General features: G+C 71.7%; 15 protein-coding genes. 7 read left to right on the top strand and 8 right to left on the bottom strand.

The window, feature by feature from the left end; all coding sequences use genetic code 11:
• Nucleotides 1-113: 113 nt before the first annotated feature.
• Genes ACFQ8T_RS03180 through ACFQ8T_RS03170 form a run of 3 tightly spaced genes read left to right on the top strand, consistent with a single transcriptional unit; the run spans nucleotide 114 to nucleotide 3,300 of the window.
• Nucleotides 114-1,196, top strand: coding sequence for an acyl-CoA dehydrogenase (locus ACFQ8T_RS03180; protein WP_430545115.1), 1,083 nt, complete (start codon nucleotides 114-116; stop codon nucleotides 1,194-1,196).
• Entirely contained in the window at nucleotides 1,190-2,563 is a 1,374-nt protein-coding gene (locus ACFQ8T_RS03175) for a PIG-L family deacetylase (protein ID WP_430545114.1), read from the top strand. Before ACFQ8T_RS03180 ends, ACFQ8T_RS03175 begins: the two co-directional genes overlap by 7 nt.
• A complete protein-coding gene (locus ACFQ8T_RS03170) occupies nucleotides 2,560-3,300 on the top strand; it encodes a glycosyltransferase (protein ID WP_430545113.1) in 741 nt (246 codons plus the stop codon). The genes ACFQ8T_RS03175 and ACFQ8T_RS03170 overlap by 4 nt, the downstream gene beginning before the upstream one ends.
• Nucleotides 3,301-3,548: 248 nt before the next feature.
• Here ACFQ8T_RS03170 and ACFQ8T_RS03165 read toward each other — a convergent pair whose 3' ends face one another.
• The 4 genes from ACFQ8T_RS03165 to ACFQ8T_RS03150 all read right to left on the bottom strand — a co-directional run bounded on the left by ACFQ8T_RS03165 (nucleotide 3,549) and on the right by ACFQ8T_RS03150 (nucleotide 11,473).
• Nucleotides 3,549-4,271 carry a PAS and ANTAR domain-containing protein gene (locus ACFQ8T_RS03165; RefSeq protein ID WP_430545112.1) on the bottom strand — a complete coding sequence of 241 codons (723 nt, stop codon included), beginning with the start codon at nucleotides 4,269-4,271 and terminating at the stop codon, nucleotides 3,549-3,551.
• Nucleotides 4,272-5,264: 993 nt separating this feature from the next.
• Nucleotides 5,265-6,221, bottom strand: coding sequence for an HIRAN domain-containing protein (locus ACFQ8T_RS03160; RefSeq protein ID WP_430545111.1), 957 nt, complete (start codon nucleotides 6,219-6,221; stop codon nucleotides 5,265-5,267).
• Nucleotides 6,222-6,432: 211 nt separating this feature from the next.
• Nucleotides 6,433-9,993, bottom strand: coding sequence for a MobF family relaxase (mobF, locus tag ACFQ8T_RS03155; RefSeq protein ID WP_430545110.1), 3,561 nt, complete (start codon nucleotides 9,991-9,993; stop codon nucleotides 6,433-6,435).
• Nucleotides 9,994-10,246: 253 nt separating this feature from the next.
• On the bottom strand, nucleotides 10,247-11,473 hold the full coding sequence (locus tag ACFQ8T_RS03150; protein ID WP_430545109.1) for an FAD-dependent monooxygenase: 1,227 nt from the start codon (nucleotides 11,471-11,473) through the stop codon (nucleotides 10,247-10,249).
• A gap of 101 nt (nucleotides 11,474-11,574) precedes the next feature.
• Between ACFQ8T_RS03150 and ACFQ8T_RS03145 the strand changes: the two genes are divergently transcribed.
• On the top strand, nucleotides 11,575-12,225 hold the full coding sequence (locus ACFQ8T_RS03145) for a TetR/AcrR family transcriptional regulator (RefSeq protein WP_430545108.1): 651 nt from the start codon (nucleotides 11,575-11,577) through the stop codon (nucleotides 12,223-12,225).
• Between the two features lie 99 nt (nucleotides 12,226-12,324).
• Here the strand turns inward: ACFQ8T_RS03145 and ACFQ8T_RS03140 are convergent, their stop codons facing one another.
• Together ACFQ8T_RS03140 and ACFQ8T_RS03135 are read right to left on the bottom strand one after the other, a co-directional pair.
• Nucleotides 12,325-12,903 carry a TetR/AcrR family transcriptional regulator gene (locus tag ACFQ8T_RS03140; protein WP_430545107.1) on the bottom strand — a complete coding sequence of 193 codons (579 nt, stop codon included), beginning with the start codon at nucleotides 12,901-12,903 and terminating at the stop codon, nucleotides 12,325-12,327.
• Entirely contained in the window at nucleotides 12,900-14,135 is a 1,236-nt protein-coding gene (locus ACFQ8T_RS03135) for an MFS transporter (protein ID WP_430545106.1), read from the bottom strand. Before ACFQ8T_RS03135 ends, ACFQ8T_RS03140 begins: the two co-directional genes overlap by 4 nt.
• Before the next feature lie 166 nt (nucleotides 14,136-14,301).
• Between ACFQ8T_RS03135 and ACFQ8T_RS03130 the strand changes: the two genes are divergently transcribed.
• A complete protein-coding gene (locus tag ACFQ8T_RS03130) occupies nucleotides 14,302-15,288 on the top strand; it encodes a phosphotransferase family protein (protein ID WP_430545105.1) in 987 nt (328 codons plus the stop codon).
• 4 nt (nucleotides 15,289-15,292) lie between these two features.
• Nucleotides 15,293-16,726, top strand: a complete 1,434-nt coding sequence (locus ACFQ8T_RS03125) for an MATE family efflux transporter (RefSeq protein ID WP_430545104.1) — start codon at nucleotides 15,293-15,295, stop codon at nucleotides 16,724-16,726.
• Here the strand turns inward: ACFQ8T_RS03125 and merB are convergent.
• Both merB and ACFQ8T_RS03115 read right to left on the bottom strand, forming a co-directional pair.
• Complete coding sequence (merB, locus tag ACFQ8T_RS03120; protein WP_430545103.1) at nucleotides 16,698-17,378, bottom strand: organomercurial lyase; 681 nt, start codon at nucleotides 17,376-17,378, stop codon at nucleotides 16,698-16,700. The two genes, ACFQ8T_RS03125 and merB, sit on opposite strands and share 29 nt — an antisense overlap.
• 31 nt (nucleotides 17,379-17,409) lie before the next feature.
• Nucleotides 17,410-17,913 carry a DUF2000 family protein gene (locus ACFQ8T_RS03115; RefSeq protein WP_430545102.1) on the bottom strand — a complete coding sequence of 168 codons (504 nt, stop codon included), beginning with the start codon at nucleotides 17,911-17,913 and terminating at the stop codon, nucleotides 17,410-17,412.
• Between ACFQ8T_RS03115 and ACFQ8T_RS03110 the strand changes: the two genes are divergently transcribed.
• Nucleotides 17,912-18,721, top strand: coding sequence for an AraC family transcriptional regulator (locus ACFQ8T_RS03110; RefSeq protein ID WP_430545101.1), 810 nt, complete (start codon nucleotides 17,912-17,914; stop codon nucleotides 18,719-18,721). The genes ACFQ8T_RS03115 and ACFQ8T_RS03110 overlap by 2 nt on opposite strands.
• The last annotated feature ends 217 nt before the right edge of the window (nucleotides 18,722-18,938 follow it).

Raw genomic sequence — 18,938 nt, 5'->3', positions numbered from 1 at the left:
ACTCGCGCTTCCACCGGGGTTTCCGCGGTTGCGGACTCCTGTCACCACCCCGACGCTAGGGGTTCGGTCCAGAGGGGGCCGCACCACCCGCGCCACCGGAGGACGACCAGGCCATGCCCCTGCACACCCACCAGCCCGCTCTCGGATCGGACGGACTTCCTGCACCGGGCGACACGCGGCCGGGTTGCCTGCTCGACGGCGAGGATCTCGCCGCCGTCGGTGGGCTCGGGACGGACGTCCCGTCGACGCTCGCCTGGGTCAGCGGAGCCGCACGGCGCCTGCCGGGCCCGGGCGAGGGGCAGACCGCCGAGCTGTGGGCGTCGCTCGCCGCGGTCGCGGCCGTCGACGTCGGCGTCGCGCGGGCGCTGGAGCCGCACCTCGACGCGCTGGCGATCCTGGACCAGGTCCCGGAGCCCGTGGCGCTCGACGCGCTCGGTGCCGGGCCGGGCAGCACCTGGGGAGTGTTCGCCGCCGAGGCGCCCCCGGCCCGTCTCGAGGCGAGCCGCTCCGACGAGGGCGCCTGGACCCTCGACGGGACCAAGCCGTGGTGCTCGCTCGCGAACCAGCTCAGTCACGCGCTCGTCACCGCGTGGACGGACGACGGACGGCGGCTGTTCGCCGTCGACCTGCGCGAGCCCTCGGTCGCCCCCGCCGAGGGGCCGTGGGTGGCTCGCGGCCTGGCGCAGGTGGTCAGCGCACCTGTGCGGTTCACCGACGCTCGCGCCCTACCCGTGGGCGCGGCCGGCTGGTACCTCGAGCGGCCTGGCTTCGCCTGGGGCGGGATCGGGGTCGCGGCCTGCTGGTGGGGCGGCGCGGTGGGCCTCGCGAGGACGCTGTGGGAGTCGCTGGGCCGTCGCGAGCCCGACCAGCTCGCGCTCGCCCACCTCGGCGCCGTGGACGTGGCCCTCGGCGCGGCGCGCGCGACGATCGCCGAGGCGGCCGCCGCGGTGGACGACGGCCTGGACGGTGCGGCCGCCGCCGTGCTCGCGCGCCGCGTACGGACCACGGTCGCCGACGCCGTCGACGAGGTCCAGCGCCGGTGCGCCCACGCCCTGGGCCCCGGCCCGCTCACGACGGACGAGGAGTTCGCCCGCCGGGTCGCGGACCTCGGCCTGTACGTGCGTCAGCACCATGCCGAACGCGACCAGGCCGCGCTGGGCCGCGACCTGCTCGCCGCCGGGGTCCGCCCGTGGTGAGCTTCGACCACCGCGAGCCCGGCACGCCGGAGGACGCGTGGGCGCGAGCCGGCATCCTCGACCGGCCTCGCGGGCTCGACCTCGACGACGTCGGCGGTCTCGTCGTGGTCGCCGCCCATCCCGACGACGAGACGCTCGGTGCGGGAGGGCTCCTGCGCCACCTCTCGTCGCGCGGAGTCCCCGTCACGCTCCTGGTGGCGACGGACGGCGAAGGCTCGCATCCCGGATCCGCGACGTCCCCGAAGGAGCTGCGGGCCGTCCGCCGCCGGGAGCTTCTCGACGCCGTCGACACGGTCGCCGAGGGCGCGCGCGTCGTGCTGCTCGGCCTGCCCGACGGGGGCCTGCGCGAGCACAGGGACGACCTGCTCGCCGCCGTCACGTCCGTCGTCGACCTCGCCGCCTCCGACGGCGCCCCGCTCCTCCTCTGCGCCCCGTGGCGCGGAGACGGGCACCGCGACCACCGCATCGCCGGGCAGGTCTCTGCCGAGGTCGCGCAGATGCGCGGCGTACGGCTCCTCGAGTACCCCATCTGGCTCTGGCACTGGGGCGACCCGGCGGGTGACGACGCGCCGTGGGACGCGATGCGCGGGCTGCGGCTCACGGACGACGAGTCCGGCGCGAAGGCGAAGGCCCTCGCGGCGCACACCTCGCAGACCCGGGCCCTGACGGGGCGACCGGAGGACGCTCCGGTCGTCGGGCACGAGATGGTCCGGCACGCGACGCGGCCCGTCGAGGTGTTCGTCGAGACCGGCCCCGGTGCCGCGCCCTCACGCTCTCTCGACCGCGGCTTCTTCGACCGCTTCTACGACGGCCGCACCGACCCGTGGGGCTTCGAGTCCCGCTGGTACGAGGAGCGCAAGCGCGCCGTGCTCCTCGCGTCGCTGCCCCGCCGCCGGTTCCGGAACGCCCTCGAGCTCGGCTGCTCGACGGGCGTGCTCACCGCGGAGCTCGCCCGGCGTGCCGACGACACGGTCGGGGTCGACATCGCGGACGCGCCGCTCGCCGCCGCCCGGCGTCGTCTCGGCCAGGGACCACGGCTGCTCCGCCTCGACACCCCCGCTGAGTGGCCGGACGGCACGTTCGACCTCGTCGTGCTGTCGGAGGTCCTGTACTACTACGGCCGCGACGACCTGGACCGCGCCCTCGACCTCGCCGTCGGCTCGCTCGCCGAGGACGGGGTCCTGGTGGCGTGCCACTGGCGGCACCCCGTCCCCGAGTACCCGCTCGGCGGCGACGAGGTGCAGGCGCGCGTGACGAGCCGACAGGACCTGAGCGTCGTCGCGCACCACGAGGAGGAGGACTTCCTCCTCGACGTGCTGGTCCCCGGCCCGGCACGGTCCGTCGCGCGCGAGGCGGGCCTCGCGTGAGCGGCACGGATCAGACCGGCGGGGAGGCGCCGATCGAGGCGGTCCTGGTCGTCGTGCCCGTGCACGACGAGGAGGACCTCCTCCCGGCCTGCCTGGCAGCGGTCCGTGGTGCGGTCGAGCAGCTCGCGTGCGAACGGCCAGGTCTCGGGGTCGCGACCCTCGTCGTGCTCGACGGGTGCACCGACGCGAGCGCCGACGTCGTGCGCGGTGCCGGGGTCTCGTCGCTCGTCACGGAGCGGGCGGGTGTCGGGCGTGCTCGGGCCCTGGGCGTGACGGCCGGCCTCGCCCGGCTCGGCACGGTCTCCCCCGCGCGGACCTGGGTCGCGTGCACCGACGCCGACTCGGTCGTGCCGCCCCGGTGGCTGGTGCGTCAGGTCGAGCTCGCCGACTCGGGCGCCGACGTGGTGGTCGGCACGGTTCGCCCCCGCCTCCACGACCTCTCCCCCGACCGAGCGGCCGCCTGGCGGGCACGGCACGTGCCGGGGCGCGCCAACGGCCACGTGCACGGCGCCAACCTCGGGATCCGCGCGGCGACGTACGACGCAGCGGGCGGCTTTCCGGCGGTCGACGTGCACGAGGACGTCGACCTCGTCCGCGCTGCCCGCCAGGTCGGCGCGCGGGTCGTCGCCGATGCCGGCGCCGAGGTCCTCACCTCCGCCCGGCTCGTCGGACGTGCGCCGGGCGGCTACGCCCGGCACCTGCGCGAGGATCTCGTGGCGACCGACCGCCTGGCGTGACTCAGGGAGCCCCGGACACGCACCGAGTCGTCGGCGTTGGGCGTGATCAGGAGCGACGCGGTCGCCGATGTTGAGGATCCGCGCAGCATCCACGCGAGCGCACGCCCCAACGACCTCCGCCGTCTCCCCACGGCGGGGATCCACGGCGTCCAGCGAGACGGCGAGCGACCACATGCCCAGAGATGCCACCGCCAGTGCGCCGCTGAGGCCCCGGAGGGACTCCTCGCGCGGGGCCCGACTGGGCCCCGCTACTCGACCCGGAGACGCTTGAGCAGCACGCCCAGGTCGGCGACGCGGTCCGGCCCGACGGCGGCAGACGCGATGTCGTGCGCGATCTCGCGCAGGGGCCGGTTGGTGTGGTTCGACGCCTCCCGCAGCCGCGCGAACGCCTCCTCGTCATCGACGCCGAGCGCCCATCCGACCAGCGCCTTCGCCTGCTCGATCGTGGCACGGTTCGCTGCCGACGCTCGGATGCTGGCAGTGGCCCGGGCAGCCGCGACACGCTCCACCGCCTCCGTGACGTCGATGAAGTAGCCGACGAGCTCGCAGACCGCACCCGTCTCGTCGCGGTGCCCTTCACCGACCACGGAGAGGGTCCGCTCCTTGCCGTGCGCGTCCATGATGCGGTGCACGCTGCTGAACGGCGCCCCCGTGGCGCACGCCTGGCGGAGCACCTGACTGACACGGTCCCGGTCTTCGGGGTGCTTGTGCGCGAGGATCAGCTCCGTCGTCGGGACGACGTCGCCGGGCTGGAACCCGTGGATGACGAATGTCTCGTCAGACCACCACCAACGCTCACTGCCCAGGTCGAACCGGTACCGGCCGACGGGAAAGCTGGCACCGAGAGCCAGCGTTCCCTCGACGTCCCACGGAGTCACAAAATCTGTCACGGTGGTCCTCTCTCCAGCCCCCTGGCTTTCGATCAGGCCGTCGCAAGACCCGACTCCGACCGTAGCCCGCTTCCGTGCCATTCGTCAGGTCCGGGTGAAAACTGCCTGGAATGGTGCGCGCACGCTCCGACGTCGGCAGTGTGGGAAGCGCCCGGCCGCCTCTCGCGGTGGGTACGGGCCGGGTGTCCAGCAGCGTGGCACCTGGTTCCCCGCCACACGTGAAGGACAGGGGACCACGTAGGGCGAGAGCGCCCTCACCTGCGGTCCGACAGGTGAGGGCGTTCTTCCCCGGAATCTGCGGCACACCCTTGGCGCAGGGCCCCGCCGGGGGCGACGTCTCCGAAACCTCGTTCCGGGTGCCCAGATCCGGTCGGGATCTGCCCGTCGAGCTCAGGCGTGAGCACCCAGAACGCATCGTGGTCGCCATCACGTGCGGCCACGGCTCCCCCGACCGACGATCGAGGTGGGGCGCAGCCCGCGCCCCACGACAGAAGGAGACACGCCGTGAGCGGCAAAGAGCACTCCGATCCCACCGAGCCGACGAGCCCTGGCGCTCCCGCCGGTCCCCGAGGAGCACGTCGCGCTACCGACGCCCCCGACGAGCCCAAGAGCCCCGGCCCGCCGGCGCCTGAAGAGGCGTCCTCTCCCTCGGCTGACTCCCTTGACGAGCCCAAGAGCCCCGGCCCGCCTCCGGGCTCGGTCCCCGGACAATCGGCCTAGACGGAGGGAGACGCGGCAGAGAGCGCACGATCCGCGCCCGGCTCGAGGCCGCCGGCGGCGAACGCGTGCCGTTCGTCGTGACCTACCGAGCGAGGGCGTGGAGCGAGTGGTTGCGGCGCGCCGCAAGAATGGCGGGGGATGGTGGGCCCGGAGGGACTCGAACCCCCGACATCCACGGTGTAAGGCTCGGAACGGGCGCTGACCTGCAGCTTTGCTCCCCAAGAGGTGTCCGCGGGGGTCCAGCGGGGGTACGACGGTGCGCAATGCTGCATCCCTCTACCGTGCCACGCCATGGAGTGGGAAACGCAGTGTGCAGCGAAAGCGACGGACTGCCGGACTCGGGAGAACGGCGCGTCAGTTCAGGTTGTCCGCGATCCAGTCCTCGGTGAGATCTCCGGCCTTCATCACGTCGAGGCAGACGTCGGCCTTCAGGGAGTTACCCCTCACCGAGGCATGCGCGACCGCGAGCTTCCCCGATGCCTCGAGTCGGTCGATCACCGGCAGAAGGTCGCTCGACGTGACAGGTGAAAGGGCGCCGCAGCGTTGGCCGTCGATGCGGACCTCGACGACGCGCTGGCCACTCCTCGATCCCGGCTTGTCGATGCCGTGCAGCGACACCCACACGCTCGTGCGTTCACCCCGCGCGTAGGGGGCGAGCACGTCCGCATGCTGCTCCTCCCCAGTCACCTGCACGGTGCGGGAGTTGGGCGGGATCTCGACGACATCTCCGCCGGGCGGCTCGTTCACCGGGACGATCTCACCCGGATCACCCAGGGCGATCGTCACCCGTGCGCGCCACGTCCCGTCAGCGTTGGTCGCCCAGACCCGGACGGGGGTCACCGCGACACGGGCTCGCTCAAACAGGTCGTCGAGGATCGGGCGATATCGCGCGGCGTCCTCCCGAGGCAGGTAGCCAACCGCCACGTCGTCGACGTCGACACGCACTGCGTTGGCGTCATGTACGTTGCCCCGCTCCGGGATCAACACCGCCTCACCGTAGAACTCCTGGCCTGGAGCGAGTGACCGCTTCTTGTAGATCTTCCGGAACGCGTCGCGGCGGTAGGCCTCTCCGACAACCTCGAAGTCGGGACGGCGAGAACCCCACAGCTCGAACGTCCGGAGCGTGACGGTCCCCTGTGCGGTGACAGGCGTCGGCGCCGACTGCGGGGCGTCGGGGGCCGCAGGCGCAGGTGCCGGTCCGGGCGCAGGTCCCGACGACTTGTTCTGCTCCTGCTTGCGGCGCCGTGACGACCGGTTGGCAAGCCAGAACAGAACGATCGCGACGATGATCAGTCCGACAACGATCTCCATGTCGACCGAGGCTATCGGCGCCGGAGAGTGCCGCAACGGGTGGTCTGGGTGAACTCAGAAGCCATGGCGCAGCGGCGCCGTCGACTCCCGATCTACGTTCTCCTCCGCGCGCTCGCGCTTTCCCGTTCATCGATGAGGACTCAGGTCTCCCGTGGTCCGCAACGACGACGTCCCGTTCCGCCGCCCAGCGCCACCGCGTCGACGGTCACGCCTACGGTCCGGCACGCTCTACCGGGGCACCTTCGCCTCGGGCGCCCCGGGTCCGAGGCGACGGTGCCCAGGCCGGGCCTGACTGACGCGTAAGCGACGCGGCGCGACGCCAGGCGTCATGAGCCATACGCAGGTCGCCCGGCGCCGCGATCGTGTCGCTCGGGTGCACTAGCGGCCGCGGCCCACGGACGCCGTAGACCTCTCGGCATGCGGCGACCACCGTCAGGTCTCCCAGCCATCGTTCTCGATCGCTCGCATCGGTGGGACATTCACCTATCCCCCTCACCCATCTCGCTCCCTGGTCTACTGCGACCTCAGCGAGAGCGCGAGCGCGTTGCTCGATGAGGTGACGCCTCTCCTCGAGCGCGCGGGCGACCTCGGCCGACATCGGTCCTCGGGCCGCCGGGAGGAGGCCCGCGATGAGATCTGGTGTGGTGCCACGAACGGGACGGCCCGAGCTTCGCGCCAGGCGGGCGCACAACACGGCCGCGACGTCTTCGGCGTCGTGCAGGCCACGCTGAGAGACGAGGCGGGGGAGCAATGTGTCGACGTCGTGGCCGAACGCCTCGGCTCGGCGCAGCCCTGCGGTCAGGACGTCGAACGCTTCAGAGCGGATCACCTGGTCGGCCTCTTCCCGAGTGAGTCCGCCGGCTTGCCGCAGCGCGTCCCCCAGAAGGCGGGTCCAGCGCCCTCGCTGTGCGTTGGTGGCGATGGCCTCGTACTCGGCGACGAGCTCGCGGATGCCGGCCCACCGGGTCTGCTCGGACTCGACCTCCTGATGTGCCGAGTTCTCGACGCCGGAGTGGTTCAGCACGCCCAACAGCACGCTGCGCGCGGTCACGTCCGGGTCGGCCGGCGTGGCGTGGAGCGGGTCGGGCTTGTCCAAGGCGACGTAGGCGGTGTTGGCATCTCGGCCGCGGGTCATGGACACGTAGAGGTTCTCTCGCGTGCTCGACGGCGCGACGACCACATGCGCCGTGTCCACCGTCAGGCCCTGCGCGCGGTGGGCCGTGACCGCGTAGCCGAGGTCGACGTGCACTGCTACGTAACCCGCGGGCAGGATCACGCTCCCTCGGCGTCGGCCCTCGGGGCGGACTTCGAGGCCGCCGTCCAGGCGCACGTGGGTCACCGTCCAGCGGTCGCCGTTGCGGACCCAGCCCGTTGCGCCGGTGCGTAGGCGGCGGTCGTTGCGGCGCGTGATGATCACGTCGCCTGCTGACACGCGGGTGTCGTCCTTTAGCGCGACGTCGCGTCCGGTGGAGGTCAGCCCGAGGCCGATGCGTTCGGCGCGGGCGCGGTCGTTGAGCTGCCGGACGGTTGCGGCGGCCTCCGTGACCAGGATGCTCGCCCGTCCGGCATCGACGTCGTGTCGCCAGGCGGTGTAGGCGGCGTCGACCATCTCGTCGGTGCTGCCTTCGCGGAGTCGGCCGTGCGCCTCGTACTCGTCGATGACGGTGGGGTCGCCGTCGCGCAACCCCAGCGAGGCGGTCTTCTCCCAGTCATGGATGAACCGGTGCACCTCGGTCAGCCACGGCGCGTCCTCGCCTCGTGCCGCGACCAGCATGGCGAAGGCGCCGCCGGCATCGACGGACTGCAGCTGAGCGGGGTCGCCGACGAGGACGACCTTGGCTCCGACCTGAGCGGCGCGGGCTGTGATCGTGTCCAGGGCTCGAGTGGAGGCGAGGGTCGCTTCGTCGAGGATCACCAGCCGGCCCGGCGCAAAGTCTGTGCGGACGCGGCGGTGGTCGTAGATCCACTTCGCGGTGTTGTCGCACGGGATCTGGAGGTCGTGGGCGAGCACCTGAGCGGCTGCAGCCGATGGCGCCATCCCTACGACGCTCCCCTGCCCGTGCGTGGCGATCCATCCGGCGGCCAGGGCGCGCATCGCCGTGGTCTTGCCCGTGCCGGCCGGGCCCACGAGCGTGTCCAGCCGCCTTCCTGAGGTGAGCAGTTGCGCCACGGCGCGAGCCTGCTCGGGGTCGAGCTGGACGCCGTCGGGCGTGCGTCCCGCGACCACGCGCGCCGCCGTCGTCCGATCGACAACCGACCCGCCGTTGTCTTCGGCGAGGTACAGGAGCCTGTCTTCCATCGCGAGCAGCTCGTGGCTGGTGAACTGCTCGCTGTGCCGCGGACGCAGGGTGCTCGTCCCGTCGGGCCGACACATCGCCGCCGGAGTGCTGGCCAGCTCGCCGGGTGTGAGCTGGACGGATCGGCGAGTGGCGGCGTCGGTGATCATCGCGACGACCTGCTCGCGATCGCCCGCCGTGGCGAACCGCAGGTGCATCGTGCGGCGCGAGGCCTCGGCCCACAGGTTCCAGTGCTGCCACGTCGACCTCTTCTGCGAGACGTTCGCCACCACCTCGGCCGCGACCTGCTCGACGACGTCGAGAGGCACGGCGTCGGCAGTCAGGGACCGGACGGTTCCTCCGACGGTCCGGTCGCGCGCCCACTCGGTCGGACCACACCGCATCAGGCGTGCTGCCCGACGTCGCCAGCCGGCGGTGAGGTCCGCCAGGGAGTGGATCGACTTCTCCGGCCGCGTGGCGAGGGTCGCCTGGGCGCGCAGCCTCACGATCGCCCGCGGCGAGGGTCGGCGGCCATGCGCTGCCTCGTAGTCGGCGATCAGGCGATCGGTGGCGACGTCGATGTGCCGAGACCGGGAGGAGAACTCCGCCAACAGCTCGTCCGGGACGCCGGCGATCTCCCACTGCGTCGACCTGTCGGGCCCGCGGTCGCGCCGCTCCCATCCGATGCCGAACGTGTTGGTGAGCCGGTCGGCCAGGACGGCGTTGTAGTGCTCGGACAGTGCGACCACGGCATGGTGCAGGGCGCGCGAGTCCAGGGTGCGCCACTTGCCGTCGTGGGCGGCTTTGACCTTGTTCGAGATCACCAGGTGGGTGTGCAGCTGTGGGTCGTTCGCGCGCGAGTCCCAGTGGTCGTACGCCGTCGCCGCCACCCCGACCACAGGGACCTGCGCCACTCCCCCATGCCCCGTCCGGGTGGCGGCGACCTCCCGCTCGAGGAAGTCCAGCACCTGGCCGACGGCGTCATGGTGCGCCGCGACGATCAGCTCCTGCGTCGTCGCGTCCGCCAACCCCCACAGCACCGACACCGACTTCGGCACCGAGAACGTCAGATCGAACCCCGCCGTCGCCGTCTGGCTCCCGCGCGCCGCCTCCTGAGCCTGGATCCGTGCCACCTCGGCGTCGAACGCCGCCGCAGGCAGCGAACGATCCACGTCTCGAACCCGGACGGCCGCACGCTCCTTCGCCGTCGGATACTCCCGGAACGGGCGCCCCAGCGGCTCGCCGGTGACCGGGTCCACCCCGTGACCGAGCAGCGCCTGCAGCTGCGACGGCGTGACCGTCATCCCGGGCACCAGGACGCCGTCGCCGAGGTGCTCGACGCCGCGGCCCATCCACACCCCGGGCGGTGTACCCGCCTCCGTGAAGTACCGCGTGAACGCCGACGTCTGCAGCTCGTTCCCGTCACTGGTCACGACCGACCGCAGCAGGTAGGCATAGCCCTGCCCAGCCGAGATCACTCGCAGCGAAACCGTCACACCTGACAGGTGTGGAGCTCTACCCGCCTCGGGTGCCAGAGGTGTGAACGCCCTCGCCCGTAATCGCGGACCGACAAGCCGTGGACACCTGCCGCCGCCCTCGTCACACGGCAGGAGCTACGGGATCCACCCAGCTCAGGCTCGGCCCCGAGCTCCGCACGGTCGGTGGACTTGCCGGCGACGACCGCACACCTGGGCGTTCGAAGCAGGTTCTGGGCACGCTGGCACGCTGGTAGGCGATTCGGCGGTCGAGTCACGGTGCGGCGATGTCGAGGGACTTCTCCTTGAACTTGGTGGCGATCGCGGCCCGCATGAGTCGGTTGGTGAGCTTGTTGCTGGTGACCTTGGACATGACGTTGCGGGTGGCGAGGTCGCGTCGGGTCTGCGGCACGAACATGGACAGTCCGTCGGTGCGGCCGGAGCGCTGCTGGATGTCGACGAAGGGGCGCAGGCGCTGCTCCCACTCGCGCAGGGCACGGGTGATATTGCCGGGGTTCCGGGCGAGCGTGGTGCCGAGCAGGTCGGCGCCGGCGAGGCCCAGGGAGGCGCCCATGCCGGAGTAGAGGGTGAGGCACCAGGCGGAGTCGCCGACGAGGACGACGCGGTCGGTGTGCCAAGTGGGCATGTCGACCTGGTGGACGGAGTCGAACAGGCTGTCGTCGGCGGCTTCGAACTGCTCGAAGAGGTTCTCGAGGATCGGGCCGGCTGGTTCAGGGCCGTAGGCGGCTCGCAGGGACTCGATGGGAGTCCGGCGGAACTGGGCGTCTTCGTCGTCGGTGCGGTAGGAGAACAGCACGCCGGGTGCGTGGTCGGCGAAGGGGAACACCCAGGCCGAGCGCCCTTCTTCGGCGAGGGTCAGCCCGTCGGTGGGCCGGAATCCGGGCACCTGTTCCTTGAGGAGGGTCGCGCCGATGATGTGGTTGAGCGGGCGCAGCAGCTCGGAGTCGGGCCCGAACGCCAGTCGGCGGACGGTCGAGCGCAGTCCGTCGGCGCCGACCACGAGGTCGAACCGTTCGGTGGTCTCGGTCGTGGCCCAGCCTGGTCCGGTCCCGGAGGTGGTGCGGAGCGTGACGTCGACGCCGTCGTCGTGCTCGTCGATCGCGACCGGGGTGGTGCCGTACCGGATCTCTGTGGTGGCGGCGATCTGGGGGTAGAGGGCGGCCTCGATGTCGCCGCGCATGATGAGGCGCGGCTCGCCGGGCAGGTCTCCGTACCCCATGCTCGGGCGGCGTCGGGTGCCGGTCCGGTCGACGTCGTAGGAGTTGCCGTCCGGATCGGCGCGGTTGCCGATGGCGTCCAGCACGCCCATCCGCTGCGCCGTCGCGCGGCCGGTCTCGAACAGGCCGACGAAGTAGCCGGCCGGGCGGCGCTCGGGCGCGCGCTCCACGAGCACCGGTTCCCAGCCGACTTCTCGCAGCCGCATGGCCGTGGCCAGTCCAGCGATACCCATCCCGACGACCAGTGCTCGCGGTGCAGTCATTTCCCATCACTCCCAATAAACGGAGACCTGTTCTCCGGTTCTGCAACGGAGCGTATCACGATCCGGAGGTATGACCTCCGGTTCGTTGGTAGGATGGATGCATGAGCACGTCATCAGCCCCCGACGCCAGGCCGCTGCGCGCCGACGCCGAGCGCAACCGTCAGCGCCTGATCGCCGCCGCCCGCGACCTGTTCGCGAGCCGCGGGCTCGACGTCACGCTCGACGACGTGGCCCGGCACGCGGGCGTGGGTGTGGGCACGGCCTACCGGCGGTTCGCGAACCGCAGCGAGCTCGTCGCGGCCGTCCTGGACACCGCGGTGCAGCGCGTGGTCGAGCGCGCGGAACAGGCCCTCGTGCTCGACGACCCGTGGGAGGCGTTCGAGCAGTTCTTCCTCGCGGCGACCGCCGACTTCGCCGAGAACCGCGGCCTGCGGCAGATCCTCCTCGAGGGCGGCCATGGCACCGGCGTCGCCTTCGACATCGCGAGCGAGCGGCTCTCCCCCGCGGTCGAGGGGCTCATCGTTCGCGCCCAGGAGGCAGGGCAGCTGCGCACGGACATCGAGCCGTCGGACTTTCCGCTGATCCAGCTCATGCTCGGCGCGGTCACCGAGCGCAGCCGCGACGTCGCGCCCGACCTGTGGCGGCGCTATGTCAGCCTCTTCCTGGACGGCCTGCGAACACGGCGCGACTTCCCCAGCCCGCTCGCCGCCCCCGCACTCACCAACGACGAGTTCGACCGCAGCCTGACCTAACCGGGCCGGCGTTGTGCCGCCCAGCGAGATGCCGTGGGCGCTCGTCGCCCGTGCGGGCTCGGCGTCGCGCGGTGCTGACGCGGCGGGTCGGCTGACGGTTCAGTTCTGGCCTGTCAGTCGGCGGACGGCGTCGAGGACGTCGATCTCGTCGTCGGTCTCGGTCTCCAGTGCTCGATGGATGGTCATGCCTTCGATGAAGGCGTCGAGGATGCGGCAGGTGCGGGGGTCGAAGTGTCGCCCGAGCGCTTCGCGGCTGCGCCGCATCCAGTCGTTCGTGAGGGTGCGGAACGCAGGGTTGCGGGCGGCGAGGGTGTAGAGCTCGTGGGAGATGATGAGGTCGCGCTGGGTGGCGAAGACGTCGATGTCGATGATCTGGACGACGGCGCGCAGCGCGGCGTCACGATCGGGCGCCTCGATCATGCGTCGTTCGAATCCGGCCGCTGCCTGTTGCGCGAAGCGCCCGAACGCCTCACGGAGCAGCTCGTCCATCCCGCTGAAGTGATAGGTCATCGAGCCGAGCGGCACGTCGGCGGCCACCGCGACGCGGCGGTGGGTGGTCCCGGCCACGCCGCGTTCGGCGATGACCTCGAGGCACGCATCGATGATGCGGTCACGGCGGTCCGGGTCGTGTCGACGACGCCTGGGTGAGGGCGCACGGAGCGCTGGCGCGTAGGTCATGCGTTCATGATCGCGCTCTCCGGCTGGGGCGTGCGCACTGCCGCGGGGCGTCCGGAAAGCACCCCTGCGACGAGGACGACGACAAGCCCCGCGATCGGTACGACGAGCAGGCCGGCGCGCAGGCTGCTGGCGTCGGCGACGAGGCCGACGACGGGTGGCGAGAGGAGGAAGCCGAGGCGCATCAGCCACGACACCGCGGTCAGGCCGGTTCCGGCCCGCAGGCCAGGAAGTCGATCTGCCGCGTCCATGGCGGCGGGTACGAGGGTGGCTACCCCGAAACCAGCGCAGGCAAATCCTGCGATGGTTCCCGGGATCGAGGGGAACGCGAGGGCGAGCCCCATGCCGCCGGCCACGAGCGCTCCTCCGGCGCGCGCGACGGCGCGCTGGCCGAACCGGTCGACGAATCGATCGCCCAGGAGGCGGCCGATGAACTGCGCCCCGGTCAAGGCGATGTAGCCCGTCGCCGCGATCGCGGCCACTGCGCCGAGGTTCCCCGACAGGTACACAGCGGCCCAGGAGTTCCCTGCGTCCTCCACGAGGGTGCCGGCCACGGCCACCAGGACCAGCGCGGCGAGCACGAATGCCGTCCGGCCACGACCGACGGTGCTGACCACCCCCTGGGACACCGCCCCGGCCTCGTCGTCGGCGCCGTCCAGGCCCGGCAGGCAGTAGCGCAGGGCCACGAGAGCGACCACGGAGAACAGCGCGGCCGAGATGCCCAGGTGCATACCCCTGGGCATGTCGAGGGCGATCGCCGCAGCGGCCATCGAGCCGCCCAGCACCGCACCGACGGACCAGACCGCGTGGAACGAGTTGAGGATCGACCGGCCGTATCGCCGCTGGACCCGCAGGCCATGAGCGTTCTGGGCCACGTCCGTGATCGCGTCCATCGCGCCCCCGGCGAACAACGCGAGAACGAGGAGGACGAGGGAGGGTGCAAGACCGGCTGTCAGCACCCCGATGCTCGTCAGCACGGTGCCCGCTACCGCGACGCGTGCGGAACCGAAGCGACGGATGAGCACGCCGGCAGCCAGGCCGGCCGCGATCGCGCCGGCCGGGAACGCGGCGACAGCCAGCCCATAGGTGGCATTGCTGATCTGCAGGTCGGCCTTGATCTCGGGGTAGCGCGGGATGAGATTGGCGAACAGGGCGCCGTTCGTCAGGAACAGCGCCGCCACGGCTGCGCGGGCGCGTCGGTCGGCCGGCGTGGGGCCGAGGTCTGCACGGGTCATATGTACGATCGTACGCACCGAACGGACGATTGCCTACCGGGTGGTAGAAAATCCGACGGCGGCGCACTACTCTCATCGAGTTGCGTACATCGGTACGCAGCACGGGTGGGAGCGGTCCCACACCGGACGGACCTGGGCACAGTCCCCACATCAAGGAGTGAGCTGCGTGGAGAGCATCACCAAGAACCGGCAGTCGACGGCGACCCTGCGGGCGATGATCGAGCGCGCCTACGGCCCGCAGCAGGTGCCGGACGGGGACGACTTCGCGACTGAGCTGTCGTACGGGTTCTTCAACGCCCTGTACCGCATCCGGTTGCGCGACGGGGCGCAGGTGGTGCTCAAGATCGCGCCCCCGGCGGACGTCGCGCTCATGGCGCGCGAGCACGGGATGATGCGCAACGAGCTCGCCGCGATGGAGCTCGTGCGGCGAGAGTCGGACGTCCCGATCCCGCGCCTCGACTTCGTCGACCTGACGGGCGAGCTGATCGACGCGGACTACTTCTTCATGGAGTACGTCGACGCGCCCTGCTTCGGCATCGCGGCCGAGGCCGGCGAGTTCTCGCCTGAGGAGGTCGAGAACGGGTTCGAAGACCTGGGCGCGGTCAACCGGCGCCTGACCGAGATCGTCGGGCCGCACTTCGGCCCGCTCGAGGGCGAGGGGTTCGCGACCTGGCGCGAGGCCGCGTCCGCGTGGTTCGAGGACGTCCTGACCGACGGCGAGAAGGCGGCTGTCGACCTCGGGTGGAAGTACGACGCCGTGCGCGAGGCCTGGGACGCGCACGCCGACGTGCTCGACGACGTCACCGAGCCCCGGTTCATCGAGGTGGACCTGTGGGCGAAGAACTCGATGATCCGTGACGGGCGGATCGTGGCCGTCATCGACCACGAGCGCGCGATGTTCGGCGACCCGCTCATGGAGGCCGGCCTCACCGGGCTGGACCTCACCGTCTTCCCCGACCCCACGCCCTTCATGCGCGGCTTCGGGCTGGACGAGCTCACCGGCTCCCAGCGCCTGCGCCGCCACCTCTACACGCTGTGGCTGGGCGTCACCATGCTCGTGGAGACCACCTACCGCGGGCAGACCCCCGAGCAGTACCGGTGGGCCTGCGACCAGCTCGACATCGCCATGGGCCTGCTCGGCCGCGTGAAGTAGTCCCGTGTCACGACCCGCGCCCTCGCCGGACCTGCTGGGCAGCCGCCCGATCGGGCGGCTGCTGTGGCACACCTGCTCGCAGACCACCCTCTCGGTCGGCGTGTACGGGATCTACGCCCTGACCAACGCCTGGTTCGTCGCGCGCGGCGTGGGCCCGACGGCCATGGCCGCCGTCAACCTCGTCGCGCCGATCCTGCTCGGCCTGGGCGCGGTGTCGACCACGGTCGGCGTCGGCGGCGCGTCCCTCGTCTCGCGCAGCCTCGGCGCGGGCGACCCCGCACGGGCCGCCCGCGCCGCCGGGAACGCCTTCGTCGTGTTCTGGGCTGCCGCCATCCTGACCACCGTGGCCGGCCTGACGTTCCTCGGGCCGCTCCTCACGGCCCTCGGCGCCACTGGCGCCACGCTGGGGTACGCCCGCGACTACGCCGTGATCATCCTGGCCGGCGCCATCGTCTCCACCGGCTTCTCCGCCCTCGTCCGCGCAGAGGGCCGGATGCTGTACTCCACGATGCTGTGGCTCGTGCCCGTGCTGGTGCAGATCACCCTCGACCCGCTGCTGATCTTCGGGTTCGACATGGGCGTACGAGGCGCAGCGCTCGGCACCGTCGGTGGACAGGCCGTCTCCGCCGCGATGAGCATCTGGTTCTTCTTCATCCAGCGACGTCGCCCCTATCGGATCGGGTGGACAGGCCTACGACCCCACGGACCGACCATCGGCGCCGTCCTCAGCATCGGTGCGCCATCCTTCCTCGCCGGCGCCGGCACCACCCTCCTGACCGTGCTGGTCAACCTCTCCCTCTCCCGGGACGACGCCGCCACGGCCGGTGCGGCGGCCGGCGGCGCCGTCGCCCTCGCGGCCTACGCCATCTGCGCCCGCATCCAGACATTCGTCACCATGCCCCAGACCGGCATCAGCCAGGGCCTGCAACCGATCGTCGGATACAACGCCGGGGCTCGGCTCACCGACCGCGTCAACCGCGCACGCAGGCTTGCGCTGCGCGCCACCCTCCTCTACGGCGTCGCCGCCGCGGGCCTCGTCGCCCTGGCGGCCGAGCCGCTCGTCCGACTCTTCGTCGACGAACCGGGCGTCGTCGCCGCAGCGACCGACGCCATGCGCATCATCGCCATCGGCCTCGCCGTCGCCGGAGTCACCCCGCTCGTCTCCGCCTACTTCCAGGCCCTCGGCCAGGCCAGGCCCTCGTACCTCATCTCGATCGGCACCCTGCTCGCGATCAAGATCCCCCTCGTTCTGACCCTGGGAGGGCGAGGCCCGACCGGCACCTGGACAGCCCTGGCCGCAGGAGAGGTCCTCGCAGCGACCGTCTCCCTCATCGTGCTGAATCTGGTAGCCCGAGCGGATGCTAGGTCCGGAACCGCACGCAATGTCGGATTCCTGGGTCGAGCGACTGTCAGGGCAGGTGCCAGAAGGGGCCGGTGAGCCCGACTCCGTCGAGGAGCTGCTGGTTTTTCTCGCGGTCGTGGGGTTCGAACTGCGGGTCGAGGCGGTCGCCGTACCAGGGCGTGGCCAGTTCCCAGACGGTGGTCGCTGCGGCGATGTAGCCCTCGCCGGACGCGTGCTCAGCGGTCCACAGCTCGGCGTGGTCGCGCGAGCAGAAGGTGCGGATCATGGTGCAGGTCGCCACGACGTCGTCCCACCACCGGTCCGCGGGACGGGGGAAGCGGACGGCGAGGTCGCCGGGCGGTGGCGTCCCCGGACCGGCGCGGTAGCTGAGCTGCGTCGCGCAGTGAGGGCAGGCGGTGTCGATCCGGACGTCGAGGCGCAGTGCAGCGCTGATGCCGAAGGCGTCCCAGGCGCACCCGCCCCACCATCGTCGGTCGTCACGTCCGTCCTGGGGTGTGACGACGAACGCCATCGGTGCGGCGGAGAACGGGTGCGCCATGCGCACGGCGTCACCGTCATCGCTCAAGACGAGCGCATGGGCGTCTGCGAGGTCGTGCAGGGCGTGGTGAACGTCGGCCGGGGTCGTGCCTGTCCGGCGGGCGAGCTCGGCGACCGACGGGGCTCGTCCCTCGGCCGCGAGCGTCTGGTAGACGAGGTCTCGGACCTGTCGGCGGTCAGGGCTGGTCATGGGTCGTCTCCTCGTGGTTCCCGTCGCGGTGTCAGTGGTGTCGACGAGCGCCCTTGACGACGCGGTCGACGGCGTTGCGCGGACCGCGCACCGCCAGGCCGACCAGGTCCAGACGCGCCGCGTCGGCGGACGCAAAGGCCGCCCGGTTCGCCCCGTCATGACCGGTCGAAAACAGCTCGCGGGTATACGCCGCCATCGGGATACCGCGCCCGAGGGCACGTTCCCGGGCTGCGGCGAGGACGCCGCCGTCCCCCGTCAGGACGACGACGGGCTGGCGCAGCATCGGCAGGTAGGCGTTGCCTTCGCTGTCCCGGTAGGGCTCGCCGACCAGGCCAGGCTCGCTGGTGGCGATGCCGCTCATGAGGAAGGCGGTCGCGTTCAGCTCCTGCCAGGGCAGCAGGTCGTCGCGCAGGACGACCACGACCTTGGTGTCGAACCGGACGGCGTCGGGAACCACGGCGGTGGCCGTGTCGTGCATGGTCATGACCTCAGTCTTTGCCGTGAGGCAACCAGACGTCTTGTACGTTCCTTGCATGGGTGAATCGGTGCGGGCGTGGCACCCGTCGGTGCCCCAGGTGCGCGAGGTGCTGCACGCGACGTTCGAGCACCACGCCTACCCCGTGCACACCCACGACGCCTGGACCGTGCTCCTCGTCGACGACGGGTCCGTCGCGTACCAGCTCGATCGAGCACCTCACGACGCGGCACCGGCGTCGATCACCCTGTTGCCACCCGGCGTCCCCCACGACGGGCGCTCCGCCAGCGGGCTGACGTACCGCAAACGAGTCCTCTACCTCGAGGACGACTGGCTCCCTCGGTGGGCGCGGGACGCCGCTGTCGCCGCACCCACGCTGCGCGACCCGGCCGCGCTGGCCACGCTGAACCGCGCCCACGCCGCGCTGCGCTCCCCGGCCGACAGCCTGGACGCCGAGGTCGAGATCCTCGCGCTGCGCGAGTCCGTCAGCGCGCACCTCGGATCCCCGACGAGCACGACCGGGGACGTGCCGCTCGCCCGCCGACTGCGCGAGTTGCTCGACGACCGCGTCCTGGAGTCGTTCACGATCGAGGACGCCGCGCGAATCCTGGGCGCGCACCCCAGCCACCTCGTCCGGACGTTCTCCCGCGCGTACGGGATCGCCCCGCACCGCTACGTCGTCGGCCTGCGGGTGGATCGCGCCCGACGTCATCTCCTCGACGGCCTCACGCCCGCCGAGGCCGCCAGCGCGTCCGGATTCCATGACCAGGCACACCTCACCCGCCACTTCCGGCGGACGTTGGGCACCACGCCCGCCGCATTTCGAAGCGGCCGGGCTCAGGTGCGAGCCCAGGCGCAAACTGGGTAGCCGGAGCTCACTTGCGCCGTACGCGACCCGCAATGCTTCGGAATCTCCAGCGACGCGACGCGCATCTGCCACCTGGGGATCTGCCCCCCCGGAATCAGTGGAGCCGACGGTTCGAGATTCGCAGTGACTTCTCCCCGTACGTATGATGACCTGCGCCGATACTTCGACGAAGGGTGCGTACGGGGTGCGTACGGGGTGCGTACGGGGTCGCTACCCC

The organism is Isoptericola sp. NPDC056618 (assembly GCF_042792715.1).
GTDB classification, from domain to species: domain Bacteria; phylum Actinomycetota; class Actinomycetes; order Actinomycetales; family Cellulomonadaceae; genus Isoptericola; species Isoptericola nanjingensis.
Note: the sequence above shows the minus strand (reverse complement) of the source record. Positions and strands in the feature narration are given on the sequence as shown.